The organism is Tumebacillus permanentifrigoris, assembly GCF_003148565.1.
GTDB classification, from domain to species: Bacteria; Bacillota; Bacilli; order Tumebacillales; family Tumebacillaceae; genus Tumebacillus; species Tumebacillus permanentifrigoris.
In genome coordinates, this window is the sequence record NZ_QGGL01000015.1 from 90344 (window position 1) to 104616 (window position 14273).

Here is a 14273-nt window from a genome sequence, read left to right on the forward strand (position 1 = left end):
AAAAAGAGGAGTTGGCCGCATGGGCCAACTCCTCTTTTTGCTTACGAGATTGCTACTTGGTGATCTTGATCGTCGCGGTGCTGCGGTCTGCCGCTTCGGAGAGCACTTGGATTTTCAAGCCGTAGCTCGGGAGCTTGAGGCCGGAATCGGAGCTCGACGGGGACCAGTACGCGGTTTTGTCGTCAAAGATCGGGTTCGGGTTCTTCGCTGCATTGTAGAGGTGGAATCCTTTGTCATAGTAGACGTCAAGGTCCGAACCTTTTTTCAGCGAGAACGCTGCGTCGAAGATTTGGTAACGCGTGCCAGCGATTGCGCCGCTCGCGTCGTTGCCGCCCCAGTGGTGGACGTTTTGGTGCGAGTCAACCACGCCGAGGAAGCCTTTGCCTGGATGTGCAGCCGTCCAGTTGTCGTCATACGCTTCATTGACATACCAGATCAGCATGCCCGGATCGTAGCTCATCAAGGACGTGCCACGGCGGATGTGTGCCAGACCTTGGTCAACACCTTGATGGTTGCGCCATTCGACGAGGTAGTGGTGCTTGGTCGCATACTTGCCTTCGTGCTTGCTGAAGCCGTTGAGCGTGAACAGCGAAGTGCCTTCTGCGCCATCGCTGAGCAGGGTGGAGCCGTTTTTCGTCACCTTGACGTTATCCACAAAGAACCCGTCGAGGTTGGTGCCCCAGTCGGTCATGGAGCGGAATTGCAGCTGGATTTTCTGACCTGCATACGCACTCAGGTCGATCGTCTCATGCAACCAACCGCCAGAATCACCGGTGTAGCCCGGCAGATTCGGGATGATGGTCGGGTAACCGTCTGCTACGATGTCGGTCGTGGTGTGCGGAGTTGCGAGCGATTTCCAAGTCGTACCGTTGTCGGTCGAGACTTGGACCATCGAGTAATCCCAGCCCTGTTCCATTTTGTACCAGGTGTCATAGTCGAGCGAAGCAGAAGTTGCACCGGTCAGGTCGACCGTGGTGCTCATCTTGTTGTCCATCTCGTCTTTTCGGCCACCGTAGTATTCATAGGAACCGGTCGCCGGGGTGTTGATGGACGTGACGTTGTCCGGGAGGTCGATCCGCACGACGTCATCATTCGTGCCGTGGGTGGATGCTTGGTCCAGCGTGTAGGTCAGGCCAGCCGCCGGGATGTCCGAGACGCCGATGCGCTTACCTTGTTGCCAGTTGCCGCCGATGGTCTGTTGGTAGAACTCTTTGGCATACGGGGAGAAACCAGTCGGTTCGGAGCCCGGTACGTCGCCCGCCCAAGAACCAGCAGACATGATCGAGTAGTACTCGACCGGTTCGCCGTTGCCCGAGTAGATCGTGTCGTACTCATCCGGCAGGCCGAGATCGTGGCCGTACTCATGCGAGAACACGCCCGTTGCGCCGTCTTCCGGTTCGACGGTGTAGTCGAATGCGCCCATCGCGCCGCCCCAGTACGGAACGGTTGCTTTGGTGCCCGGGATCGCATACGGGGAACCGAGATCCCAACGGTGTGACCAGATCGCCGCATCGCCGAGCGATCCGCCGCCTGCTTCTTCACCAACACCTGCGTGGATGACCATCAGGTGGTCGACGAGGCCGTCCGGCTCACGGGTGTTGCCGTCGCCATCGAGGTCGTAGATATCCTCTTGGTCATAGGAGGACAGCGGGACGCCGTTTGCTGATGCTGCTGCCAGCGCATCGCGGATCAGACCGCGCGGGTTGTTGTCACTGTCATCGACGTTGCCGCCGTAAGCCGAAAAGCCTTTCGGAGCTTTCAGCCAGCCGTACACGTCTCCGTCCACGGTGTAAGAACCGCCGGATTGTTGCAGGTAGTATTGAACCATCGAGATCTTGTTCTTGCCATCCGGGCCGGTGTAGCCAGTTGGGGAGAACAGCATCTGACGGTAGTGTTCGGTGGAGTAGTCAGAGAAGTAGTTATCCGTTTCCGAAGAACTGATGTTGTTGTGTGCGTAGTCGTTGTACTCGACGAGCAGCACGAGGATTTTGTCCTTGCGCAGACTGCCGTTCCATGCTTGCGGTACCGCCGCAGACGGAGCGGTTGCCGAGACGGTTCCCGCTTTTGCGGTGGTGCGCATCGCGGCACGCTTGTCAGAGGAATTGTTTTTTTCGGTGCGCGTTTGGGCGGTGTTGACGCGGGTTTGCAAGTATTGGTTCATCGCTTGTGTCTGTTGTTCTGGAGTCAGGCCTTGCGGGATGACGCCGCGTTCGATCAACGACTGGATCATGCGGTCCTGATTGACGATGCCGAGATCGAGCGGTGCTGCATCGTGACCGATGCTGGTGTCAGGCGCTTGAGCCGCCGCTGGCAGCGTTGCGGGGGTGACGGTGAAGACCGTCCCTGCAACGAGAGCGGAGGTCAGGCCCAACGTGAACAATTTGCGGTTCATGAAAAGTCCCTCCCTTTTTATATATAGAAATTAACTAATACGCTATCCTTATTCAACATAAGACAGAAAACTCCTGTTCGACACCACAGAAATTTTTATATTTTCTGAAAGAAGAATTGAAAGGTGTCCACACTTGGCGGAATTCGGGGCTGTGGTACAATAGATAAGATTGAATGTATGCGATAGGAGAGAAGACATAGATGCATCGTAACCTACGAAGTTTTATCAATACATTGCGCCAAGAGCGGGACATTGTGGAGATCACAGCAGAGGTCGATCCGAACTTAGAACTCGCAGAAATTCACCGTCGCGTCATTGCAGAGGGCGGTCCGGCGTTGCTGTTCACCAACGTCAAAGGAAGCAGCTACCCGGTGTTCTCCAATATGTTCGGCACGATTCGCCGCGTGGATCTCGCGTTTGGACCCCGCCCGGAACAGTTGATGAAGGAGATCATCTCCCTGACTCATAAATTGGTGCCGCCGACGCTCGGCAAGTTGTGGGGAGAACGCAATCTCTTCCTTGAACTGGCGAAGGTCGGAACCAAAAACGTCGGGCGTGACAAAGCCCCGATCCTCGACTTGGTCGATTCACCTGCCAAGCTGTCCGAACTGCCCGTCTTGACCTCGTGGCATGAAGACGGCGGCCCCTTTGTCACGTTGCCGCTCGTCTACACCGAACACCCGGACCCGAACAAAAAAGACCACAATCTCGGCATGTACCGGGTTCAGGTCTATGATGACAACACGACGGGGATGCACTGGCAGATTCAAAAGGGTGGCGGCTTCCACCACTGGGAAGCGGAACAGCGCGGAGAAGACCTCGCCACCACCGTCTTCCTCGGCGGCCCGCCCGCTTTGATCGCATCGGCGATCGCTCCGGTCCCGGAGATGTTGCCTGAACTGCTGCTCACTTCTCTGATCCTCGGAGAAAAACTGCCGGTGATCGCCGATCCGGCAGGTGGACGCAACCCGTTGATCGCGGAAGCCGAGTTTGCTATCGTCGGGAAAGTCCCGCCGCACCAACGCCGTCTCGAAGGGCCGTTTGGCGACCATTTCGGCTATTACTCGCTGGCGCATGAGTTCCCGGTGTTCAACGTCGACCGCGTGTACCACCGTCGCGATGCGATCTATCCGGCGACCGTCGTCGGCAAGCCGGTACAGGAGGATTATTATCTTGGCGACTTCCTGCAACGCCTGCTGTCGCCGGCGTTTCCGTTGGCGATGCCAGGTGTGCGGGAACTGTGGACCTATGCAGAGACCGGCTTCCATGCGTTGGCAGCGGCAGTCGTGCGCGAGAGCTACAAGCGTGAGACGATTGCGCATGCCTTCCGCATCTTGGGCGAAGGCCAGTTGAGTCTGACCAAGTTCCTGATCCTGGCTGACAAGATGGTCGACCTGACCAACTTTGCCGCGACATTTGAACAAGTTCTGGAGCGTTTCGATCCAGCGACCGATCTCTTCGTGATCGGCAACACCTCGAACGACACGCTGGATTACACGGGCCGTCAGTTCAACAAAGGCTCGAAGGGCATCCTGCTCGGTACGGGCGATCCGATCCGCACGTTGCCCGGCCAGTACCAAGGCCCGGACCTAGCGCTCGTCAACCAGATCGAGCCGTATTGCAAAGGCTGCCTCTGCATCTCGGGTGCGTCGTATGAGCAAGACCCAGAGCTCGGTGCGCGCATCGTGCAGCAGCATGCCGATGCCTTGCGCGAGTGGCCGGTGGTGTTCCTCGTCGACGATGCCAAAGTCGCGAAGGCGCAGAGTTCGTTCCTGTGGACGACCTTCACGCGCTTCGACCCGTCGCATGATATCTATGCGGAAGCGGACTTGGTGCGTCACCATGTCGCGTACAAACTCCCGATCGTGATCGATGCACGGATGAAGCCGTGGTACCCGGATGAAGTGGAAACTCGCCCGGACATCGACCAGAAAGTATCTGCGCGATGGACGGAGTACTTCGGCAAGCAACAATTCTAGTACTTGGACACAAAAAATACCCCGGCGGGTGAAGGCCGCGGGGTATTTTTTCTGCTTAGAAGGGTTCCTTCCACTCCGACAACACGTCGATGCCTTGGGCTTGGACGGTTTTGCGCAGTTGGTTCAAGTTGGTGACATCATCCTCGAACTCCACTGCGATGCGGTTGGTGCTCATATCGACCACTGCGCGCTCCACGCCAGACAGTGCGTTCAACGCGGTCGAGACCTTGCGAACTTCATCTGGTGCGGCTTTGCGGATCAAGATGTTTGCGATGGACATGAAAAGCCACCCCCCTCGTGTAACAGTATGAGACAGCGAGGGGGATGCTATGCACCGGATTATCGAGTATCCTAAAAGGGACTCACTTGGAAAGGTCGTGCCCTCTTGTTTACGAAAGTTTTACATATGGTCGATGATCTCACCGATCGCTTGCTCACAGGACGGACTCTGGTGGCGCTAGGGATGGTGTTTTTTGCGTATCGTGATGTGGTGTCGGGGACGGTTGGGCAAGTGGTGATGAGCGCCGTCTTGCTCGTGCTGTACGGGTCGGTGTTTTGGTTTGCCGAGCGGTTGCAGAAACCGCGTGACTTGCTGTTCGTCACGTTCGTCCTCTCGGTCGTCACCGATTTAAATGTGTTCGTGTTCGATGCTGGTTGGTGGAGCGTCATGCTGTTCCTGTTTCTGATCGGGTTCTTCGCCCGCCGCGTGCCGGGGAATTTCGCCGCGGTCCTCTCGGTGATCATCGGTCTGCAAGTGCTGGCGTTGCAGGTGCGTTTTGGCGCGACGGTGCAGGACCGCTTGGGGCTGATCGTCGGGATCGCCTCGGTGTACATGGGGATGCGCGGCTATCGCTTGCGTTTTGAAGCAGGCGAAGTCAGCCGCAAACATCTGGAAGCGTTGCAAAAAGCCCACACCGATCTCCAAGACGCTACCGTCAAATCGATGCACCATGCTGTACTCGAGGAGCGCACCCGCATCGCGCGCGACATTCACGACTCGCTCGGGCACAGCCTGACGTCGCTGATCGTCCAGTTGCAAGCCCTCCAGTATCTCACCACCGACAGCAAGCCAGAAGTCAAAGAGATGGTATCCAACATGCTGCACGTCGCCCGCAGTTCACTGGGCGAGATCCGCACCTCCGTACACGCGCTCGCCGATGACAAGACGGTGGTCGGCGTGACCTCCCTGCGCGCTTTTGTGTCACAAGTCGAAGCGCATACGCACTTGACGTGCCGCTTTCTCGCAACAGATGACATTGATTTGACCCCGGAGACGACGGTGACCCTCTATCGGATTTTGCAGGAGGCCATCACCAACACCGTCCGCCACGCAGAAGCGACCCAGGTGACGGTGGAGATCCTTGAACCCGCACCGGATGTTGTGCAGATGTGCGTTCGGGATGACGGACGTTGGAAACCGGGCGACCCGGTCGTGCCCGGTTTTGGCATGAAGGGGATGCTGGAACGCGTGGCTGCAGCGGGCGGGACGCTGACTTTCACGCCTGTTTCCCCGCACGGCTTGGACGTCTGCTGCACCGTGCCGATGTTTACACAGCAAGGGAGTGACTGATGATGGAGAAAATTCGCGTCGTGCTCGTCGACGATCAAAAGATGATCCGCCAAGGCTTTGGCTATGTGATCAACGTACAACCGGACATGCAAGTCGTCGGGGAAGCGGAAAATGGGGAAGAGGCGGTGCGCGTCGTGCTGGAACAGCGCCCCGACGTGGTGCTGATGGATGTGCAGATGCCGAAAAAAACAGGCATCGAAGCCACCCGCGAGATCGTAGCCGAACTGCCACAGACCAAAGTGGTGATCCTGACGACGTTCGATGTCCACGAGTACGTATTTGAAGGCATCCGCGCAGGGGCGGTCGGGTATCTATTGAAGGATTCTGATGCACAGGAGATGCTCGATGTCGTCCGAGCGGCCAATCGTGGAGAAGCGATCTACCGCACGGCTACCGCTGCCCAAGCGCTCGGGCAGATGCTGGCGGCACAACCCGCCCAATCAGCACCAGCCGAACCTAGCGCCGGGTCGCCAACTGTCAATCCGCACCGGCTCGCTACCACAGACTTTCAACTGCTTGAACCGCTCACCGAGCGCGAGCGCGATGTGCTGCAACAGATGGCTTACGGATTGCGCAATGACGCGATCGCGCAGAAGCTCTCGATCTCCGAAGGCACCGTCAAAACCCACGTCCACCGCATCCTCCAGAAGTTCGCCGTCGAGGACCGCACCCAAGCGGTCGTGCAAGCGTTGCGCAATGGCATCGTCCAGTAGGAACAGCCGTACAGCGAGAGGGATAGAGAGATAGGTAGAGCGAACGGTAGAGCGCATGTACAAAAAAGGGTCGGCTCTATCTGTAGATAGACCGTCCCTTTTTGGATAAATCATCCGTGCGATAGATTCGGCACCCCCTCGTGCTCGCGTACAATAAAACCAAGAGATCAACCAACAACAAGGGGTGCTACCAAATGGATATGCAAAACGTTGTCATCGGCCTCGCCATTTTCATCATCGTCATCCGTGCGCAGCTGCGTTCTCGTCAACTCAGCAGCCGTCAATTTTTCCTCCCGCTACTCGTCCTGCTGTTCGGCATGTATTCGGCCGCCAGCATTTCTGGAATCGCCGTCGGTGACTGGATCGTGCTGTTCACAGCCACACTGCTCGGGGTCGCCGCTGGTTTGGTGCAAGGCAAGTACGTCCGCGTCTATCAAGAAGGCAACACATGGTTCGTCGCTGGATCGCTCGCTTCCATCGGGCTCTGGCTGCTGTCGATTCCGATTCGTTATGGTGTCAAATACGGCATGTCCGCGCTGATTGCCACACCGGAGCTGTTCTCTGGCGACCACTTCATGATTCCCTTCCTGTTCTCGATCGCCGGTCTCATGCTCGGTCGCATCGCGATGGTCTGCATCCGTTACCCGAAACAAGCGATGGGCTGGATCAACGGGTAAGGTATAGGACATGAACCTCCCGTTCTCCCCATATGCTTGTGGTGTGACAGGAAAAAGCCGACACGGCTAAGGGAGGCATGGCTGTGCAAACTAGAACCAGGGGTGTTCGAGCAATGACCAGAGGTGAGAAGAAACGTCTGGATTGGCTGACTGAGAAGTCTCGAGCAGGTCGATTGACCAAGCAAGAACAACTTGAGTTAGGCGAAGCACACCTGGAACCGATTCGGCACACGACCACCAAGCCTCACAAATAGGTATGGGAAAAATGATCTCTTTCTCCTCTGGAGGAAGGGATCTTTTCCATTCGAAACGAACAGGTGTAGCATGAAGAGGTGTTGTGCAGATGAAGAAGGTAGTTTGGGATGCAATGGAAATCAATGGCATCACCTACCACGTAGCGAAATCGTCCAAAGGGCTGGTGGCGATGTCGCTAGGTGGAGAGGACGAGGCGACTTTTGCCAAAAGCGTTCGCAAGCGCGTCCCGGACGCGGAGCTGGTGCATGATCCAGCTGCGCTGGCGGTGGAGTTCCAGCAAGTGCGCGAATACTTTGCTGGCGAGCGCCATACGTTTGACGTGGCGTTAGACGTGCGCGGTACGGCATTTCAAGAAGCGGTGTGGGCGGCGATGTGCGACATCCCATATGGGGAGACGCGCTCCTACCTCGACATCGCCCGCACGATCGGCAATGAAAAGTCGGTTCGCGCCGTCGGAGGAGCTTGTGGGGCGAACTCGATCCCGCTGATCATCCCTTGCCACCGCGTCGTCGGCAAGTCGGGCGCGATGACCGGTTTTTCCGCAGCCGGAGGGATTCAGACCAAGGAACATCTCCTGCGCTTCGAGGCGGAGCGCAGCCAAAAAGGGCTATTTTCGACCCAGTAAAACGTGAACGACGATCTGAGAGGAGCCATTCCTGATGAACACATCCCGTGAACAGTACGTCCGTGAGGTCTTCGTTCGCGAAGACGAAACGTTGCTGGCGGTTCGGCAGTCAATACGCGACGCCGACATGCCTTCGATCTCCGTAGCCTCTGAAGTCGGCAAACTTCTAAGTCTCGTCGTGCAAATGACCGGCGCCAAGCGCGCACTGGAAATTGGAGCCCTCGGCGGGTATAGCGGTATTGTACTCGCGCGTGCCTTGCCAGCAGACGGCGAACTGGTCTCGCTGGAACTGTTGCCGGAGTATGCAACGTTTGCACATGAGAACCTCAAAAAGGCCGGACTTGGCGACAAAGTCCAGTACCGCACCGGTGAAGCGCTGGACTCGTTGCAAAAGCTGCACGAGGAAGGCCAACGCTTCGATGTGTTTTTCATCGACGCTGACAAAGTCAATTACTCCAACTACCTCGACTGGGCGATTCGTCTGGCCAACCCAGGTGCTGTGATCACCGCGGACAACGTCCTACAGGGCGACCGGATTTTTGACGAGGGCGAGCAAGGGGAGAGCGTGGTCGCCATCCGTGCGTTCAACCAAAAAGTCGCCTCCGACGACCGCTTGGAATCGCTTCTGCTGCCCTTTGGCGATGGACTCGTCATCGCGCGCGTCAAATAGGACTGCTTGCCTTTTTCTGAAAAAGCACTCTTCCTGAAAACGGGTGGAGTGCTTTTTGACGATTCTGTGATAAAATGGTTTGGAACTTTATCGCCTTTTTTTCGTATATCTTTTTACAAACGATAAAACGGGGGGTGAATCTACAGGTGGCACGATTGGAGTACCGCTTGTTCGACGAGGGAAAGCAATTTCCCGTGCAATATTTCTACGATCGAATCGGCAAGCCGGAGATCGCGATGCGCATGACCTGCGATTACTTCGTGAAGGCAGGTCAGATTTTTGAAAAAACATCAGTCGCCATCGACGGCGGAACGTACGTGATCTACGTCCAACCAGCCGTCGAGGAGCATGTCGTCGACCCGAAGCAAAAAGCGGATGGGAAGACGATCCGCATTGAACTGCGTCAATTTCAGGAGGATGCCGCGTATTACCCGGTGATTCATAAGTACGAGTTCCGCGATGAGATGGAAGCGCTTTTGCACATGCAGAGCAATTTCCTGTATCTCTATGGCAAGGAATGGGAGAAAACCTCGGCGGAGATCGACGAGGACCGCAACGTGTATGTGTGGTACGCAAAAGCAACAGAACTGGGAGGATAACGGGATGGATACCAAAGAAAAGGGATTCACCAAGTCGGCGTTGCTCGTCGGAATGTTTGCCGCAACAGCGTTGGCGGTGGGTACCGGGTGCTCCAGCCAACCGACGTATTCGAGCCAAGACGTCTGCGAAGACGATAACGACGACGGATATTGCGATGACGACAACTCTGACGTGGATTCTGCGCACTTCATCTATATCGGCGGGCACAAAACGTACTATAAAAAAGGGCATTACAGCAGCAGTGGTGGCACATCCTACGGGTCTTCCGGGCGGACGAACGGCTCCACGACCTCTGGCCAGCCCGGAACGTCGACGAACGGTTCCGCCACCGATGGCAAAAATAGCTCCGTATCCCCGCCGTCCAGCAGTGGAGGCACAGGCAACGTCATCGGGCGTGGTAGCAATGGCAGCGTCTCCAGCGGCAAGTCGGGTGTCGGCAGTTCTAGCGGGTCGAGCAGCTCGTAAGCAGGAGACGAGAACACGGGTTGGATGTCGTATTGAACCTGTTCAGGCGAGGGGGACAGCAGATGCTGGACTACGCAAAGCGGCGGGATGCGATCTATGGCCCGCTGCGTGACGAGGGCGTCTTCACATGGGATTGGATGTATGGCGAGGAGTATGCGTTGGCTGCGCTGTATGAGATCACGCCAGAACAACGTCAGGAACTGACCGATGCGACAGAGTGGTTGGGGCGGATCTTCCACAAGGTCGTCGGCATCGTCCAACAGGCGCCTGATGAACTGTTGCTGGAGCTGGGCATTCCAGCGTCCGCGCTTGGCGCTGTGCGGGTGCTGGTGCAGGACGATGTGCCGACCTTGATCGGGCGATTTGATTTCGCCTCGACCCCAGACGGGCTCAAGATGCTGGAGTTCAACAGCGACACGCCGACCAGCATCGTCGAGGCGTTCCACGTCAACGGTCGCGTCTGTGCGCACTACGGCGTGTCAGACCCCAATGCAGGTATGGTGCAACAACTCCGGGCTGGCTTCCAACGGCTCGTGCAGCGCTATGCTGAACTGGGCTATCCCAGCGAGGAGATTTACTTTAGCGCGCTCGACTGGCATGAGGAGGATGCGGGCACGACGAAGTATCTCCTGCAGCAGTCTGGGCTCGAGGCGCAATTCGTGCCGCTCGCTGATCTGCGTCTCTACGAAGACAGCTTGGCGGCGCTGAAAACGGATGGCGAGGCGTGGGAACTGCATCGCATCGATGTGTTGTACCGCTTGCACGCCTTTGAAAAAATGGCGGAAGAGTGTGATGAGGAGGGCTTCCCGACGGGGGCGCACATCCTCGATCTGATCGCTCGCCGCCGTCTCGCGGTGGTCAATCCGCCGCAAGGGTTTCTCGCCCAGACCAAAGCGTTGCAAGCGCTGATCTGGAATTTGCACGAAGCCGGGGAGTTTTTCACGGAGGAGGAGCAGGCGGCGATTGCTCGTTACATGCTGCCGACCTACATGGAAAACCGCTTCCTCGGGCAGTCCGGCTATGTCACGAAGCCGATCTTCGGTCGCGAGGGCGGCGGGGTGGTGCTCTGTGACGCGTCAGGCGTGGCGGAGGAGCAGGATCGTGAGGCGTTTTATTGGGAACAACCGATGATCTACCAGCGTCGTGTGGAATTGCAACCGATCTCCGTGCAGACGTTGCGCGGCACGTATGAGGGGCATCTGCTGTGGGGCTCGTTTCTGATCGACGGGCAAGCGTCCGCACTTGTCGCGCGTGTCGGCGGACGGATCACCGGGAATCTGTCGTACTTTTTGCCGGTCGGAGTCAAACCAGACTAGACTGCGGGGAGGAACTGGAGGAATGGAATTGGAAATCAACGGATTTATCAACTTTTTACTGTACTTAGGTGTGACGTTGCCCTTGCTGGGGTTCGGGCTGTTGGTGTTTGCGTTCACCACGCCTTATAAGGAGTTCAAACTGATCGCGGACGGTGCCAACACCGACGATCAACAAAAAGTCAACGCCGCCAAAGCGGCCGCGCATGACCTCGGCGGCAAGATCATCGGTCTCGCCATCGTGCTGGCTTCGGCGATCTATCACTCGGTCAGCTTGGTCGATCTCGTGATCTGGGGCTTGATCGGGACGGTGTTCCAAGTGATTGTGTTCTACCTGTTCGAGCTGTTCACCCCGTTCAAAGTTGTTGCTGAGATTCCCAAGGGGAACGTGGCTGTCGGGGTGTTCGCCTCTCGCTTGAGCATCGCGACCGGTCTGTTGATGGCCGCGTTGATCAGCTACTAACGTTCGCCCGTGTGGAGAAAAAGGGACGTGCCCGTTGCGGGCGCGTCCCTTTTTTATCGGAGTTTCTGGAGGAGGTCAGCAAGCGACAGCTCCGCCATCGAGGAGATCTGCGCGTCGTAGGTGTCGAATTGCAGTTGAGCGGTCAGCGTGTTCGGGACGGTCACACAGTACATGCCCGCTGCTTTGGCGGCACGAGTGCCGTTCGGAGAGTCTTCGAAGGCGACCGCATGTTCCGGGGCGACACCGAGGAATTCGAGGGCGCTCAGGTACAGGGCAGGATCGGGCTTCACGCGTTCCACGTCATTGGAGGTGCGAATCACCTCGAAGTAGTCCAGCAATCCGTGATCGCGCAAGTGCTTTTCCACCCATTCGCGGTTGGAACTGGAGGCGAGGCCGATGCGCAGGCCGAGTTCCTGGGCTTGGCGCAAGTAGTCCTCGACGCCTGGCCGGATGCGTTCCTCTCGCATCAGTTCTTTATGGCGACGGTGCCACCGATCGCGTGTTTCGTCACGGTCAACCGGTTGGCCGCTCACTTCCTCGAGATGCGCATACAGATCAAACGCGCTGATGGACGTGCCGAGCACACGCGAATAGACTTCGAGCGATAACTGCACACCGCGCTCCTCGTACAATTCTGCCATCGCCCGGTACCACGGGGTCTCCGTGTCGATGATCAGCCCGTCGCAGTCGAACACAATAGCTTGGATCATATGGGGTTCCTCCTCTCACCTACTACGAGTCCATCTTACACCAAGTTGGTATGATATAGTAAGACAAGAGATCGTTCGGAAAGGGCGGTTTGAGATGACTGCTTTACAGATACTGGCGATTGTTGTCGCTTTCTATTGGGTGCCGATGTTGGGGATTCACATCTGGGGGCTGCCGAAAGTGCCCCGCTTGAAAAAAGTGCTGCCTCCGCTCGCGGACGAGCCCTTGGTCTCGATCATCGTGGCGGGCAAGGAAGAGGAAGCGTCGATTGTAGCCACGCTCGAAAGCCTGCTGGCGCTCCAATACGCCCAGCTCGAACTGATCGTCGTCAACGACCGCTCCGCCGACCGCACCGGCGAACGCATGGAAGCAGTGCGACGCCGCTGGGCGGAAGAGCGAACGCAAACGGAGCAGGAAGGCAGTTGCCCAGCAGATTCGCGAAGTGCGGGTGGCGCTGGTGTCGTCCGATTCGAGGTGGTACACATCGACGAGTTGCCTGCTGGATGGCTTGGCAAAAACCATGCGCTGTACCAAGGCTACCTGCGCGCGCGTGGAGACTACATCCTCTTCACCGATGCGGATGTGCATTTCACGCCGTTCGCCGTCCGTTCGGCGATGGCGTTTTTCCAAGCGTTGAAGTTGGACCATCTGACGGTCTCGCCATTTCTGGTGGCGAAGACATTTTGGCTGCGGGCGTTTGTGCAGTTTTTTCTCTACTCGCTGTGCTTGCTGAAATGGCCGTGGAAGCCCAACGATGACACGCAGCACAAGGACGGCTTCGGGATCGGCGCCTTTAATTTACTCACGCGCGATGCCTACGAGCAGGTCGGCACGCACCGCGTGATCGCCATGCGCCCAGACGACGACTTGATGCTGGGCACCAAGATCAAGCAAGCCCGTCTCAAACAACGCATGGGCATCTCGCCCGAATTGCTGCAAGTCGAGTGGTACCCAAGCGTTGGCGACGCGATGCGGGGTCTGGAGAAAAACATGTTCGCCGGGTTGAACTACTCACTCTGGATGGTGCTCGTGGCGACGATCGGGCAGCTGGTGTTTTTCTTCCTCCCGTTTCTGGCGATGTTCACGGGCGGTTGGCAGGGCTGGTTGTTCCTCGTAGCGGTCCTCTGCAACGTGGCGATCTACCTGCTCTACACGCGGAAGATGACGACCTACTCCGGGATCGAAGTGGTCGCGCTCCCACTGACCGTCCTGCTGTTTCTGTTCATCTTCCTGCGCTCCACCGTTCTCACCTTGAAGCGGGGCGGCATCTACTGGCGCGGGACGTTTTACTCGCTACAAGAACTAAAGCACCCACCGCAATAGCGGACGGGTGCTTTTTTCACGCAGGATGTACGTCTAACTCGGAGGTGCAGTGCCCACATCTCGTCGCCTTCAGCGGGATCGTGCTGTGGCAGTACTGGCATACCTTGGTCGTGACCGGCTTGTCTTCCTTGCGTTTGAATCGGTTGATCTGGCGCACGACGAGGAAGATCACAAAGGCGACGATCAGGAAGTCCAGCACGTTGTTGAGGAACATCCCGTAGTTGATCGTCGGAGCTCCAGCTTGTTTCGCTTCTGCAAGCGATGCGTAGTGACCGCGGTCGAGGGCGATGAACAGGTCGGAGAAATCGACTTTGCCGACCAGCATCCCGATCGGTGGCATGATGATGTCATTGACTACCGAGGTGACGATTTTCTGAAACGCACCGCCGATGATCACCCCGATCGCGAGGTCGATGATGTTGCCGCGAAGGGCAAACTCCTTAAACTCTTTGAGCATGGGTCTGAACATACTCGAGCCCCCCTTCCCTTATGTAGAGTTAGAATAGTATTCGGCAGGACG

General features: G+C 57.2%; 16 protein-coding genes. 12 read left to right on the forward strand and 4 right to left on the reverse strand.

The annotated features are described in order from the left end of the window. Positions 1-52: 52 nt before the first annotated feature. Positions 53-2392, reverse strand: a complete 2340-nt coding sequence (locus C7459_RS16525) for an immune inhibitor A domain-containing protein (RefSeq protein ID WP_109690398.1) — start codon at positions 2390-2392, stop codon at positions 53-55. A gap of 200 nt (positions 2393-2592) precedes the next feature. Between C7459_RS16525 and C7459_RS16530 the strand changes: the two genes are divergently transcribed. Beyond that, complete coding sequence (locus tag C7459_RS16530; RefSeq protein ID WP_109690399.1) at positions 2593-4371, forward strand: UbiD family decarboxylase; 1779 nt, start codon at positions 2593-2595, stop codon at positions 4369-4371. Positions 4372-4426: 55 nt separating this feature from the next. Here the strand turns inward: C7459_RS16530 and C7459_RS16535 are convergent, their stop codons facing one another. After that, positions 4427-4651: a heavy-metal-associated domain-containing protein gene (locus C7459_RS16535; RefSeq protein WP_109690400.1), complete on the reverse strand. Its 225-nt coding sequence runs from the start codon at positions 4649-4651 to the stop codon at positions 4427-4429. A 105-nt stretch (positions 4652-4756) separates the two neighbouring features. On the opposite strand from C7459_RS16535, the gene C7459_RS16540 reads away from it, so the two are divergent. The 10 genes from C7459_RS16540 to C7459_RS16580 all read left to right on the forward strand — a co-directional run bounded on the left by C7459_RS16540 (position 4757) and on the right by C7459_RS16580 (position 11722). Then, positions 4757-5941, forward strand: a complete 1185-nt coding sequence (locus tag C7459_RS16540) for a sensor histidine kinase (RefSeq protein ID WP_146201028.1) — start codon at positions 4757-4759, stop codon at positions 5939-5941. 2 nt (positions 5942-5943) lie between these two features. After that, a complete protein-coding gene (locus C7459_RS16545; protein WP_425450730.1) occupies positions 5944-6654 on the forward strand; it encodes a response regulator in 711 nt (236 codons plus the stop codon). 194 nt (positions 6655-6848) lie between these two features. Next, positions 6849-7331 carry a hypothetical protein gene (locus C7459_RS16550; protein WP_109690403.1) on the forward strand — a complete coding sequence of 161 codons (483 nt, stop codon included), beginning with the start codon at positions 6849-6851 and terminating at the stop codon, positions 7329-7331. Positions 7332-7444: 113 nt separating this feature from the next. Further along, complete coding sequence (locus tag C7459_RS23430; protein ID WP_170119508.1) at positions 7445-7585, forward strand: hypothetical protein; 141 nt, start codon at positions 7445-7447, stop codon at positions 7583-7585. 89 nt (positions 7586-7674) lie between these two features. Next, positions 7675-8211: a methylated-DNA--[protein]-cysteine S-methyltransferase gene (locus tag C7459_RS16555; RefSeq protein WP_211320414.1), complete on the forward strand. Its 537-nt coding sequence runs from the start codon at positions 7675-7677 to the stop codon at positions 8209-8211. 34 nt (positions 8212-8245) lie between these two features. Further along, on the forward strand, positions 8246-8881 hold the full coding sequence (locus C7459_RS16560) for an O-methyltransferase (protein ID WP_109690404.1): 636 nt from the start codon (positions 8246-8248) through the stop codon (positions 8879-8881). A gap of 146 nt (positions 8882-9027) precedes the next feature. Beyond that, entirely contained in the window at positions 9028-9480 is a 453-nt protein-coding gene (locus C7459_RS16565; protein WP_109690405.1) for a hypothetical protein, read from the forward strand. A gap of 4 nt (positions 9481-9484) precedes the next feature. Next, complete coding sequence (locus C7459_RS16570; protein ID WP_109690406.1) at positions 9485-9946, forward strand: hypothetical protein; 462 nt, start codon at positions 9485-9487, stop codon at positions 9944-9946. A gap of 62 nt (positions 9947-10008) precedes the next feature. Beyond that, the gene (locus C7459_RS16575; RefSeq protein ID WP_109690407.1) at positions 10009-11262 is read left to right on the forward strand and encodes a glutathionylspermidine synthase family protein; all 1254 of its coding nucleotides are present in this window, start codon (positions 10009-10011) and stop codon (positions 11260-11262) included. 22 nt (positions 11263-11284) lie between these two features. After that, entirely contained in the window at positions 11285-11722 is a 438-nt protein-coding gene (locus C7459_RS16580; protein ID WP_109690408.1) for a DUF350 domain-containing protein, read from the forward strand. Positions 11723-11775: 53 nt separating this feature from the next. Here the strand turns inward: C7459_RS16580 and C7459_RS16585 are convergent, their stop codons facing one another. Beyond that, positions 11776-12432, reverse strand: a complete 657-nt coding sequence (locus C7459_RS16585; protein ID WP_109690409.1) for an HAD family hydrolase — start codon at positions 12430-12432, stop codon at positions 11776-11778. A gap of 94 nt (positions 12433-12526) precedes the next feature. On the opposite strand from C7459_RS16585, the gene C7459_RS16590 reads away from it, so the two are divergent. Further along, positions 12527-13753 (forward strand): glycosyltransferase family 2 protein, encoded by a 1227-nt coding sequence (locus tag C7459_RS16590; protein WP_170119509.1) that lies wholly within the window; start codon positions 12527-12529, stop codon positions 13751-13753. Between the two features lie 16 nt (positions 13754-13769). Here the strand turns inward: C7459_RS16590 and mscL are convergent, their stop codons facing one another. Continuing rightward, positions 13770-14210: a large conductance mechanosensitive channel protein MscL gene (gene mscL / locus C7459_RS16595; RefSeq protein WP_109690451.1), complete on the reverse strand. Its 441-nt coding sequence runs from the start codon at positions 14208-14210 to the stop codon at positions 13770-13772. Positions 14211-14273 lie beyond the last annotated feature (63 nt).

Coding starts and splice junctions, on each gene's coding strand:
- C7459_RS16525 (WP_109690398.1), bottom strand. CDS start 2,392: ATGAACCGCAAATTGTTCACGTTGGGCCTGACCTCCGCTCTCGTTGCA.
- C7459_RS16530 (WP_109690399.1), top strand. CDS start 2,593: ATGCATCGTAACCTACGAAGTTTTATCAATACATTGCGCCAAGAGCGG.
- C7459_RS16535 (WP_109690400.1), bottom strand. CDS start 4,651: ATGTCCATCGCAAACATCTTGATCCGCAAAGCCGCACCAGATGAAGTT.
- C7459_RS16545 (WP_425450730.1), top strand. CDS start 5,944: ATGGAGAAAATTCGCGTCGTGCTCGTCGACGATCAAAAGATGATCCGC.
- C7459_RS16550 (WP_109690403.1), top strand. CDS start 6,849: ATGGATATGCAAAACGTTGTCATCGGCCTCGCCATTTTCATCATCGTC.
- C7459_RS23430 (WP_170119508.1), top strand. CDS start 7,445: ATGACCAGAGGTGAGAAGAAACGTCTGGATTGGCTGACTGAGAAGTCT.
- C7459_RS16555 (WP_211320414.1), top strand. CDS start 7,675: ATGAAGAAGGTAGTTTGGGATGCAATGGAAATCAATGGCATCACCTAC.
- C7459_RS16560 (WP_109690404.1), top strand. CDS start 8,246: ATGAACACATCCCGTGAACAGTACGTCCGTGAGGTCTTCGTTCGCGAA.
- C7459_RS16570 (WP_109690406.1), top strand. CDS start 9,485: ATGGATACCAAAGAAAAGGGATTCACCAAGTCGGCGTTGCTCGTCGGA.
- C7459_RS16575 (WP_109690407.1), top strand. CDS start 10,009: ATGCTGGACTACGCAAAGCGGCGGGATGCGATCTATGGCCCGCTGCGT.
- C7459_RS16580 (WP_109690408.1), top strand. CDS start 11,285: ATGGAATTGGAAATCAACGGATTTATCAACTTTTTACTGTACTTAGGT.
- C7459_RS16585 (WP_109690409.1), bottom strand. CDS start 12,432: ATGATCCAAGCTATTGTGTTCGACTGCGACGGGCTGATCATCGACACG.
- C7459_RS16590 (WP_170119509.1), top strand. CDS start 12,527: ATGACTGCTTTACAGATACTGGCGATTGTTGTCGCTTTCTATTGGGTG.
- mscL (WP_109690451.1), bottom strand. CDS start 14,210: ATGCTCAAAGAGTTTAAGGAGTTTGCCCTTCGCGGCAACATCATCGAC.